The 12008-nt window shown below is 43.2% G+C and carries 7 protein-coding genes; all 7 read right to left on the reverse strand.

What is annotated here, in order from left to right:
* Positions 1-7: 7 nt before the first annotated feature.
* Genes BDD43_RS26305 through BDD43_RS26335 form a run of 7 tightly spaced genes read right to left on the reverse strand, consistent with a single transcriptional unit; the run spans position 8 to position 11349 of the window.
* A complete protein-coding gene (locus BDD43_RS26305) occupies positions 8-628 on the reverse strand; it encodes a c-type cytochrome (protein ID WP_121201209.1) in 621 nt (206 codons plus the stop codon).
* A complete protein-coding gene (locus BDD43_RS26310; protein WP_121201210.1) occupies positions 625-2067 on the reverse strand; it encodes a phytoene desaturase family protein in 1443 nt (480 codons plus the stop codon). Before BDD43_RS26310 ends, BDD43_RS26305 begins: the two co-directional genes overlap by 4 nt.
* A 1-nt stretch (position 2068) precedes the next feature.
* The gene (locus BDD43_RS26315) at positions 2069-3427 is read right to left on the reverse strand and encodes a hypothetical protein (RefSeq protein WP_121201211.1); all 1359 of its coding nucleotides are present in this window, start codon (positions 3425-3427) and stop codon (positions 2069-2071) included.
* A gap of 2 nt (positions 3428-3429) precedes the next feature.
* Complete coding sequence (locus tag BDD43_RS26320) at positions 3430-5433, reverse strand: acetate uptake transporter family protein (RefSeq protein WP_121201212.1); 2004 nt, start codon at positions 5431-5433, stop codon at positions 3430-3432.
* A 28-nt stretch (positions 5434-5461) separates the two neighbouring features.
* Positions 5462-6790, reverse strand: a complete 1329-nt coding sequence (locus tag BDD43_RS26325) for a DoxX family protein (protein ID WP_121201213.1) — start codon at positions 6788-6790, stop codon at positions 5462-5464.
* Positions 6791-6817: 27 nt separating this feature from the next.
* The gene (locus BDD43_RS26330; protein WP_121201214.1) at positions 6818-8179 is read right to left on the reverse strand and encodes a RagB/SusD family nutrient uptake outer membrane protein; all 1362 of its coding nucleotides are present in this window, start codon (positions 8177-8179) and stop codon (positions 6818-6820) included.
* Positions 8180-8187: 8 nt separating this feature from the next.
* Positions 8188-11349 (reverse strand): SusC/RagA family TonB-linked outer membrane protein, encoded by a 3162-nt coding sequence (locus BDD43_RS26335; protein WP_121201215.1) that lies wholly within the window; start codon positions 11347-11349, stop codon positions 8188-8190.
* Between the last annotated feature and the right edge of the window lie 659 nt (positions 11350-12008).

The following is a 12008-nucleotide window of genomic DNA, read 5'->3' on the forward strand; positions in this document are numbered from 1 at the left end:
TCAATCATTATTTTACTTCGGGTCCGCCTTTCCGGTCATCCATAATATATAATTTGCGTGCAGGCATCACAATCAGGGGCAAGGTTTGCGCGTTCAGCACGGTTTCTGGTTTAATAATCTTATTCGCACTCAGCAGATAAGCTGTTAGGCTATAAACCTCGTTATCGGTTAACGATCCTGGTAAATTATAGGGCATGGTACGGCGTGTATAATCAAACAACGTGGTAGCATAAGGCCAGTAGTTTCCAATGGTTTTGGGTTTGCTCTTAGCGGCTGTATCACCAACCAGGGCTGGTGCGGGTAGTTTAACTCCCGGAACCTCTTCTCCAGTTGCACCATGGCAGGCCATGCATTTCAATGCATAAATGGCTTTGCCTTTGGCCGCATCTCCTTCGCCAGCTGGTAAACCTTTGCCATCTGGCCTCACATCAATATCCCATTTATCAATTTCCTGCTGGGTTACAACTCTACCAAAACCATACTTAGCGGGTATTTTAGTTGTATCCGTTAATGATCGTTTTTGATGATGCATACCTCTGCCATCATTAAAGGCGGTCAAACCGACTATTGATAACCCGCCGATGATTACGATGTATGATTTTCGTTTTTTAATTATATTCTTTATCATTTGATGCTGATATTAAATACATCTTTTAAAGCTTGCTTTGCCGAATGGTAGCCACACATGCCATGTACGCCGCCGCCCGGTGGCGTTGATGATGAGCAGATATATAATCCCTTTGCCGAAGTCCTGTAAGGCGAACTTCGCAATGCAGGCCTGGTAAAAAGCTGTGCCAGATCAATGATGCCGCCATTGATATCTCCGCCAATAAAATTAGGGTTATAGCTTTCCAGTTGCCTTGTATTAAAGGTATGCCTGCCCAAAATGCGCTCCCTAAAACCGGGCGCAAAGCGTTCTACCTGACGCTCTATAATTTCGGTCATGTCTTTATATGAACCATTTGGCACATGGCAATAAGCCCAGGCCGTGTGCTTTCCTTTTGGCGCTCGCGTATCATCGAATAAGCTTTGCTGAGCCAATAATACAAATGGCTTATCAGGATGCTTACCTCCGGCTGTTTCTTTTTCATTTTGTACGATCTCCTGCAAAGCACCACCAATGTGTACAGTACCGGCCGCGCTCGCACCTGATGCAGTAAAAGGGATCGCATCATCGAGCGCCCAATCAATTTTAAATACACCCATCCCATAACGGTAACGTTCCAGTTGCCACTTGTAGATAGCAGAGAATTGATGACCAGCTATGGTTAAAAGCTGTTGGGGTGTCACATCAAATAACACTGCTTTTGCCGAGGGCAATTGGTGCAAAGATGAAATATAACGGCCGGTTTCTATCTCACCTCCTATAGATACAAAATAAGACGCCAACGCTTGCGCTATCTGATTTGAACCACCTTTTGGAACAGGCCAACCTTTCAAATGCCCGTTAGCCATAAGTACTAATGCAATAGCGGATGTAGACAAATTAGATAAAGGCTGTATGCTGTGCGCGGCCATCCCGGCAAAAAGCCCTTTACCGGCTTCAGTTTTAAATCGTTTGGCCAAATAGGTAGCCGATGTTATGGCGTTTAGTCCGAACTTTGCCATATCTATCGGATGCTTCGGAAAATGTAATGGTGCCAGCACATCGTCTACTATACCTGGCCACGATTGTACTAAGGGTTGAACCAAGTCCAGGTATACATCTTGATCTTTGCCTAATAATGCGGCCGTTTCGGTGAGCGATCTTTTCAATAGCGCAGCAGTGCCATTGTCAAATGGATGGGCGGCGGCAACATCGGGATATATATATTCCAGACCATGTTCATGCAAGGGCAGGCTTTGAAAAAACGGCGAGCCTGCAGCCATAGGGTGAATAGCCGAGCATACATCGTGCTTAAATCCCGGCAATGTCAACTCCTCGGTACTCAAACCACCTCCTATTTTGTCTTTCCCCTCCAGTAATAAAACCGATAAACCATTTTGCTGTAACAAAATAGCCGCGGCCAAACCATTTGGTCCAGAGCCTATAACAACCGCATCGTATTCCGTTTTTTGTAGTTCCATATCAATAGCTTCCTGCCTGTAAGGTACTCTCAGGTAATACCGGTTTTTTATTCGATCTATCCAAAACCACATACAATGAATCCCGGTTCTCGTTCAATCCAGTCAGAATGATCCGTGATGCGCTTGCTTTGTTATAATGAAATACCAGCCGTTGAGCCGTATCCGGAATATTTTTATTTTGTAAGTATAAAATGTGATTAATCGTATCGGCCCGGTAGGTAAAGAACCGCCTGCCACCTGCTACGCCTGCCATTTCAAAACGCCTGTCGATGTCTTTTTTGGGCCTTCCACCACCGCCCGATATATCAATTTGGATAGGCTTGTTTACCTTAAAAGTCAACGTCGACCATTTTTCGAAAGTCGCATCCTGCCATCTTATCGTATCTAATGGTGAGTAGGGGATAAGTTTATTATTTACCCTAAACTCCGTTACATTATAAAACCCACTGGTTTGCGCCAGCCCTTTATTATGCGGAAGCTTGTATGGATCATATCTGAAATTTTGATACATCAGGATAGCGAACAGCCCGATAAAAATGGCAAGTGTAGCTGTTTTGATACCGATACGGGTTAATTGCCAGTTCTTCGAAAACGTTGGATAATAATGGCGCAACACGGTATACCGCTCTTTAATAAGCAAACTGTACAATGCAGGCACATCATAAGCCAGTACCACCAAACCAAATAAAGCCAGGTAGGTTGAGAACAAATGTACTTCGCCATCATAAGCAAAGTTTACAAATATAATGTCGCCCAAAGCGGCAACCAGTAAAATGCTACCATACAAACTGGTTTTGCGGAAAAGTAACAGTACGCCTGCAACAAGTTCCAGCAAACCCGTGAACGACTCATACCAAGGTACGCTACCCACCGATAGCCAGAACACCTTTTGCGGCGTAAGATCAATAAAATTGGTATGCAAGATACCAATGGACGGATAAGGCATCTGTGTTGGGAACAGTTTGGTAAAGCCGTAACCCAAAATGCCTACACCGGCCCTGTAACGGGCCAGCGCACGCAACCAGTACGATAGTACGGTATAGTTTGATCGTTTACCATCAAATAAGGTCCATATCAAACCAACAACAATGGCAATTGCTAAAATGATCACCCAGTTTACATAAGATGCAATTCCCCAATGCCCGCTCTCGGTTTTGAGCTCGATGATCTTGGGTGTGTATTCGCAAAATACGTGCAGGTTACGATACTCTAAAGTGCTCCACCTTAGTGAAGCCAGGTTAGCATACCAAAATCCGTTCCATGGGATAGCCATAACAAGGAAGAACACAAAAGCAACCCTAAAGGCAAATTTTTGCCAGGCTGTCCATCTTTTGGCCGTTGTTTGATCTAACTGTACCATTATCAATATTTGCCCGCAACTAATGTACTGGCAGGTAAAGTGTATTTTTTATTGTAACGATCAAGCACCACGTAAATCGAATCCTTGGTTTCGTTCACACCGCTCAAAATAACCCGGTTACCATCGGTTGTTTCATATTTTAGTATCATCCGGCTGCGTTTAGGCTCTTTGGTTTTGGCAGCAAACTCCCTGTCGCGACGTGTTGACCAGGCATGCTCGTCGATCAGTTTTTTTTCGTCGCCAATGTGTTGTAAGGCGGTTTGGCTTATCCAGTTATCGGCAGGCTTTTTGTCGCCACCAATTACTTTATTGCCACCACGCCTGCGGCCTCCACGTAAAGCCATTACGTTTTTATCCTGTAGGTAAAGCACATGGTCGATGGTATCAGCTAAGTAATGGAACGCGCGTTCGCCGCCTGCTACGCCTGTAATTTCGAAGGTGCGTTGAATATCCTTCATTGGGCTACCCCCACCGTTAGATGGGTCAATGATAACCGGTTTGTTTACACGGAAAGTAAGTGTTGTCCAGTTTTCAAAGGTGGCTTCCTGCCAGCGCGTACTATCCAAGGGATTGTAGGCTATATCCTGCCCGTTGATCTTAAATTCGGTTACGTGATAATTCCCCCGAAGTTGCTTTACCCCAGCGGTTGACGGTTGCTTGTATGGGTCGTATTTAAAGTTGATCACCTCGGTATAAGTCAGTATCCCGAAAAAGATAATAAAGGTTAATGCCTTCAATGTGATACGAGTATATTTTAGCCATGGCTTGCTAAAATCGGGGTATAACCTTACGGGAACGGTGTAGCGCTCCAGTATCAATAAGTTATACAATTTAGGCAAATCATCAGCCAGTACAAAAAGGCCTAGTAACACAAAATAGAACGCGTATACGTGTACACCGCCATCATAGGCATAGTTTACAAAGGTAATATCGCCCAAAGCGCCAACTAATAATATAGCACCAAAGGTTGATGTTTTGCGGAAGAATAACATGCCACCTGCCAACAACTCAACCACGCCGCCAAAAACCTGGTACCATGGCACTATACCAACCGATAGCCAGTAGATTTTTTGCGCGGTAAAATCCCCAAAGTTGCTGTTCAATAATCCTAACGACGGGTATGGCATCTGTGTTGGGAACAGCTTGGTAAAACCAAAACCAATGATGCCAATACCAGCGCGGTATCTTACCACCACACGGATCCAGTAATACAATATATCGTAAGCTTTGGTACGGTTACGGTCTATCAAGGTCCATATCAGTCCACCTATAATGCCTATAAGTAAGGCGATTCCCCAGTCAGTATAGTCCACCAAAAAGTTCTTTTTAGGCGCGGATATGTTGTCGGTTTTACTATCTTTTTTAGGGCGGTCACTACCACCTGCTGACGCGATCTGAGTCGAATCGTGCTTGGCGGTATCAGTTGCTAAACTATCCGTATGCTTATCTTTATTTGCTGCGATAAACGTTTTACCGGTATCCGTTTGGGTTGAATCTTTAGCGTGGTGATGATGGTTTCCTTCACGGTTAGCGCCTTGCCCGGCAACCAATGCCGAATCGCCACGATGGTGATGTTTGGAAGTATCTAAACCCGCATCGTTAGCTTGTGTCGAGTCGCCGCCATGATGGCGATGGCGGCTATTTTTACCGTTTCCTGATGCAGAGCTATCTTTTCCCCCCTGATCAACTTTTGCTTTTTCTGAACTGCCCGAAGGCCCGTTGCCTTGAGGTGCATCTGTTATATCGTATTCGTTTTTACCGCCAAATAAGGTGCGGTAGCTTGGTGAAAAACGGGCTATATCGTAAATATCACGATAATGCGGACGGAACCAGTTAATGGTGAAAGCATTAACATACCAGCTTGCAGTTACCGGTATAGACATAGCCAGGAAGAAAATAAAAAGGATGCGGAACACCAGCTTTTTAGACCAGGACCATGGCTTTTTATTTTGCACCGGATCGGTGTTTGACCCGGGATGATCTGTGTTAGTTTTATTGACGGACATTGTTTTTGATTTTAAACCAATGAATAAATTAGAGCTTCAATACCTTACGGCGACCAAGCAGTAGCGGATACTTTTTATTGATCTTATTCAGCACCACATAAATTGAATCCTTGTTGCGATCAATACCCGATAAGATGATCGTTGCCGTATCCGGGCGGGTGTATTTCAAGCTCAGTTTTTCTCCTTTGTAATGGCTGTTCTTGTTCTCAAGCAATAGTGTATGGTTAACCGTGTCTTGCGTGTAACTGTAATAATGCCTGCCTGTGGTGCCGGTTAATTCGTAATCACGGTCTTGGTCCTTTTCAAAAACCTGCTCATAATTCGCTGAGTCAATTAACACCGGGCGGTTTGAGCGGACGCTAATTGTAGCCCATTTTTCAAATACTACATCCTTCCATCTTACTGAATCGGTAGCCGAATAAGGCAATACCTTACCATTTACACGAAATTCACTTACGTTATAAATGCCGCTCGCTTTGGCTAAACCAGGTGTTGTTGGGAACTGGTATGGATTATGATGAAAACCCGAATAAGTTTTAAATCCATAAAGGAAAACGAAAAAGAAAACCACCAGGCTTTTTAAAGCGATACGGACGATAGGCTGGCTACCGGTTAGCAAAGGCTTGAAACGGTTGGGCTCGGTAGGCTTTTCAAGCGATATTAAATTATAGATACGGATAGCATCAAACGATAACACAAACAGCGCAAAGCTGATGAGGTAAAAACTGTAAACCTGTTCGCCACCTTCGTAAGCTAAATTCGAGATAAATACGTTACCTGTAAATACCAAAATGATCAACGCGCCTACTGTAGCCGTTCGGCGCCAGAATAGCAGCAAACCTGCCAATATCTCCACAGCACCTAAAAAAGATTCGTAATTAGGTACGATACCCAAACTCATCGAAAATATTTTCCAATCGGTGAAATCACCATAAGCGGTATTCAAATTACTGATAGATGGAAAAGGGGCCTGCAAAGGGAAGAACTTGAGGAAACCGTAACCAATAATACCAATAGCTAACCTGTAACGTACAATAACTCTTAACCAGTAATAAAGCACATCGTAGTGCTCGCTTTTCTTATCTCGCGATGCCCAAACTAATGAGCCTGCTAAGGCTATTACGGCAATTAAAATCCAGTCGGCATACGAGCCCAAACCAGCTGATAAAAAACGCGGAATGTACCTCGTAATGTTAAAAATATCACCATAGCCCAAGCTGAGCCAATTAATTTTTGCATAATACTTCCAGTCGAGCGGGATGGCCTGCAATAGAAAGTAAATGAAAAGGAAACGAAATATTCCCTTTTGGATGGCCGACCAATGTGAATTGGCCGGCTTGTTTTCTGTTTTACTCATCGTGTTTGATAGGTTATATTTTTATAATTAATTATATCCTGGGTTTTGCGGCAAATCGGCAGATACCTGATCAACCGGGATAGGTAAAAGATATTTACGTGTATCGGTGATGCCCAATACAGTTGCCGCCCTACCTGTGCGAACCAGATCAAACCAGCGATGGCCCTCTAAACCAAACTCAACACGGTTCTCGTTTTCAATCGCTAATAAAATATCTGCCTGCGTTGAAGCGGTGGTTGCAGTTAAGCCAGCCCTATCGCGTATCAAATTCAAATCTGATGATGCGCTATTGGCACCCAGTAAATTATTTTGTTGCGCGCGCGCTTCGGCACGAATAAGATACAACTCGGCAATACGGATAATATATGCCGGGTCGGTAGCCGGGCTGCGATAGTACAAATTACCGTACCAGCCAATTGTTGCCGATGCTACTAACGAACTACGGGTGCCGCCAATAAGCGGGTTATTAACCAATGCAACAAAAGCGTCGTTAGGCGCCCATTGCCTGGTACCGCCGTTAACAGGTGGTTGCCATTGCCCCCGCTCTCCGTTGGTATAAGTTGCGCTATAAGCCAGCTCAAATACCGACTCTTTGGTGGCTACTACATTGTTGGCAAACCAGGCACTGTAAGGCTTTAACAGGCTATAGTATGTAACATCGCCTAAAACCTTGGAAGCATAAAGCTCGGCATTTGCCCAATCATTTTGGTATAAGTAGTAACGTGCTTTTAATGCCCATACGGTTTCTTTGTTGGCGCGTATAGGGTTTTGAGCTGTGGGTGCTATCAATAAACCTTCGGCTGTGTTTAAATCGCTTAATACCTGTGCATAGGTTTGCGCCAGGCTACTACGCGGGGTGCCATTTTTATCGGTAGCGCTTGTGGTTGGCGTAGTAACAACCTGAACACCACCCCAGGTACGTGCCAAATCAAAATAGGCCAATGCCCTTATAAAATAAGCTTCGCCAACCAATTGATTTTTTTCGCTTTGCAGCAAGTTCACGTCGTTAACCCCGGGTATTTTAGCTATGGCATTATTGGCACGGTTAATTGTACTATAAATAGCTGCCCATACGCCGGAAACGGTTGCATTATCGGCCTTAACATTGTGGTTAATAAAATCCTGGACAATAGATTGCGAACCTGTCCATTTTACATTATCACCTGATAAGTAACCTATAGATGTAAAATTCACGCCATAATAATTATCCGCAGATAAGCCGCGATAAATGCCTCGTACTGCAGTTTCTGACGATGATTTATCAAAAATGGTGAGATCATCGGCTACGGCATCTTTTGGTTTAACCTCCAGGAATTTTGAGCAGGATGGTAACACAGCCAAAGAAATAACTACCGGTATTATATATTTTAATTGATTTAAGTTTTTCATGTCGGTTATTATAAAGTGATGTTTATGCCAAGCTGTAATGTATGCGGCTGAGGCGGCGTACCCAAATCTAAGCCCTGAGTTTGTGAAACGGCGCTTACGTTAGCTTCAGGATCGGGGCCGGTATATTTGGTGAACAATAACAGGTTTGTGCCTACAAAGTAGATCCGTAGCGATTGGATATCTATCTTTTGGCTTATGCTTTTTGGAACAGTATAACCCAACGTTAATGATTTTAGCCTGATAAATGATCCGTCTTCCATAAAGCGGCTATTTTGATCAACGGTGTAGTTGTTACCGATAGCCGTAACACGAGGCACATCAGTAACCTGGCCCGGTGTTGTCCACCTGTTTAACTGGCTGGCAAATATAACGCGAGCAGCGTCGCGGGTACCACCACCTTCGCCAAAGAAGCGGTTAAGGTTCATGATCTTATTTCCATACTGGTACGAAAACAGGATATCTGCGTCAAAAGACTTGTAAGTGAAATTATTGGTTAAACCGCCAAAGAACTTAGGCAATGCATTGCCTACTACCTGTCTGTCGGCAACAGTTACACTAGTTCCTGTTGTACCGTCGGCATGCTGAAATACCGAGTTACCTGTTTGAGGGTCAACATACAATTGTTTATACAACCAAAATGAATACATGGAATATCCTTGTTGCAGGCGGATCCAGTCGCGGCTATATTCCGAAATTGGTGCCGGCAGGGTTTCTACTTTGTTTACGTTTCCAGAGATATTGAAGCTTGTTTCCCAACTGAAGTTTGTAGTTTTAAAATTGCGGGAATTAATGCCTAACTCATAACCTTTGTTGCTCACTTTACCGGCATTGCTCCAAACCGTACTAAAACCTGTGATCTGCGGAACAGGAACCTGCAATAATACGTGGTCGGTTATTTTTGAGTAAAGATCGAACGTTAGATTCAGACGATTTTTAAATAAGCCCAGATCCAAACCACCATCTACCTGGGTGGTGCTTTCCCATTTTAGGTTAGGGTTTGGTAATTGCTGTGGTGCTGTACCCGCTTTATCGCCGCTCGTTGGGCTGTCCGGATAACCTGCGCCACCGTTCCATAATCCCTGAGCGGCATAGGCCGGAATACCGTTTGAATTACCTACAACACCGTAACTGGCTCGTAGCTTTAAATCACTAATGGTGTTAACATTGCGTAGGAAATTCTCTTCTTTCACACGCCATGCTGCACCAATTGAAGGAAAGTAACCCCACTTATTATTCGGGCCAAATTTTGACGATCCATCAGCACGGGCGCTGGCTTCAATGTAATATTTGCTATCGTAATTGTAAGCTATCCTTGCGAAGAATGAAGCAAGATCATACTTTGATTGTGTTTGAGACGCGGTACGTGTAGCCGCTGATACAATATCGGTATAAGCATTATTGGGAAAGTTAGAACCCTGTGCGAAAGTATTTTTGGTTAGATTACTTTGTAAGGTGTTACCAACTATCACGTCAAAGGTGTGCCTGTTAGCGAAAATGGTATGGTAGTTAAGTGTTTGTTCATTTATCCAGGCGCTATTGTCGGTAATTGATGAGGTTGCCAAACCATTTACAGGAGACGCACCAGAAGATGTGCCTAACTGCGTTTGGTCGTTCCAGTACTCAGACTCGTTATAATTATTATAATCAAGGCTCCAGCTTGTTTTAAATTTCAACCCTTTAGCCAGTTGAATATCGGCATAAAAATTACCCACATATCGTAAGCTAATGGTATTAACGTTATAGTTATTTAACAACACCTGCAGGTTATCAAAACCAGCCCATTTGGCAGGTGTACCATCGGCATTGTTTTCGGGCAGATATGTTGGGGTATGAAGTGCTGATTGTAATAGGCCGCCTGCCGGGCCGTCGCCTGCGCGGGCCTGGTTGCGATAAGAGCGCGAAATATTATTGGTTACGCCAATGGTTATAAAATCATTCACTTTTTGATCCAGGTTTACCCTGAAATCTCCTCTGTTAAAGCTTATAGGTTTAATATCTGCCTGCTGGCTTGAGTAACCGCCGGCAATAAAATATTTAGTGTCCTTTGAACCACCGCTGATCGAAAGATTATAGTCGGTGAGTAAACCGGTACGGAACAATTCATCCAAACGATCGTATGTTTGTTGATCCTGAGGTAATCCTCTTGGTGCCGGGCTTTTTGTAGGATTATCTGTTAATGCACGAAAAGGTTGATATGCGTAAGTTTGTGAAGGGTTGGTATTTCCTACTGCGGCTGCCGCAGCTATGATATCCGCGTTTGAGTTTCTATAAAACTCATTAACGATTTCGGCATGTTGCGGACCTGTTGTTAATTTCCACAGGTCGCCTTTTGGTTCGTAAGCCACACCTTGGGTAGTGTTAAAATTAATTTTGGGTTTATCGTTATAATTACCGCGTTTGGTAGTTACAATTACAACGCCGTTTGCACCTCGCGAACCATAAATGGCGGTTGCACTGGCATCTTTTAATACCTCGAAGCTTTCAATATCGTTAGGATTAATATCGGCAATGGGTGATGTGGCCCTGCCGCCTGTACTCACCGTTTGTAAACTGGTATTATTTAAAAAAACACCATCCACAACATATAAAGGATCATTAGAGGCATTGATAGAAGTTGTACCCCGAACGCGTACAAATACACCATCGCCGGGCGTACCAGTGTTGGAGTTAACCTGTAAGCCCGGTGCTTTACCTTGCAATTGGGCATCAAAACTGGCAACCGGTATTTGCTTGGTTTCATCGGCCTTGATGGTGGTTTGGGCACTAACCAAATTTTTACGTTGCGCGGTACCGTAACCAATTACCACAACATCATTTAGTTGATTTATGTCTTCCTGTAAAGCAATTTTTACAGGGCTACCATTTGCTGTAAATTCTTGTGTTTTGTAGCCTATAAAGCTAATAACGAGCGTATATGGAAATTTTTGACCGGTTATAAAGTTAAACTGGCCCCTACTATCGGTGGCTACAGCATGCGTTGTTCCTAAAATTTTCACAACTGCCCCAGGTATGGGTTGCTTAGTTATGGCATCTATTACAACACCGGTTAACTTGGAATTAATTGTAGGCGGGGTTTCAGTTTGGGCAAATGAGATAAGAGGGATAAATAGAAGTAGAAACAGTTTAATCGACTTTGTATATAAATGTTTCGTGCGTATAAATATTTTCATATATATTTAACAAGGTTTCGTTTTTGATGAACTCAATTAAGTAACTCAATGAAGGTCAGTAAGTGATTGGCGTTACGAGACTGACTTTTCATGTTCAACCGGCAAGGCTTCCTTGCCGGTTTTATTTTTTATGGTTTTACTTGATCATATAATTAAAAACTTAATGTGTTGATTGGGGATTGATCTTCGTGGGCGTGCCTGTAGGCAGTACCCTTCACATCGTTTTCAGTAAGATTATTTTAATTTCAACAACAACACAGTTCAAATGCTTCCCATGCATTTGACTTTTGTTGGCTTGGTGGTGATACTTTGTTTGAAAAGTAATTGTTCTGCGAGACAGTTTCCATGATTGGCAGCAAACATATAAATTAATTTATAATCTACCAAATCTATAGACTTTATATTGTATAATGATAAAAATGTTACAAAAGAGTCCTGTAAGCAAACGGAAGCATCAAGTTGCAATGGAATTCGTGGTACTCGCCTTTATAAATGCGTAATAACTAATTTAATGTAAACTGTGTTATTGTGCCGATCCTCCACACGGCTTATTACAATTTATTCGGAAATCAGGGCGATGTTTAATATAAAACCAATGCGAGTTCGGTTAGTCCGGACGCACCCTTTGTGTTCGGTACCCTTAAATTCAACAACTATAG

It is taken from the genome of Mucilaginibacter gracilis, from assembly GCF_003633615.1.
In the GTDB taxonomy this organism is placed as follows: Bacteria; Bacteroidota; Bacteroidia; order Sphingobacteriales; family Sphingobacteriaceae; genus Mucilaginibacter; species Mucilaginibacter gracilis.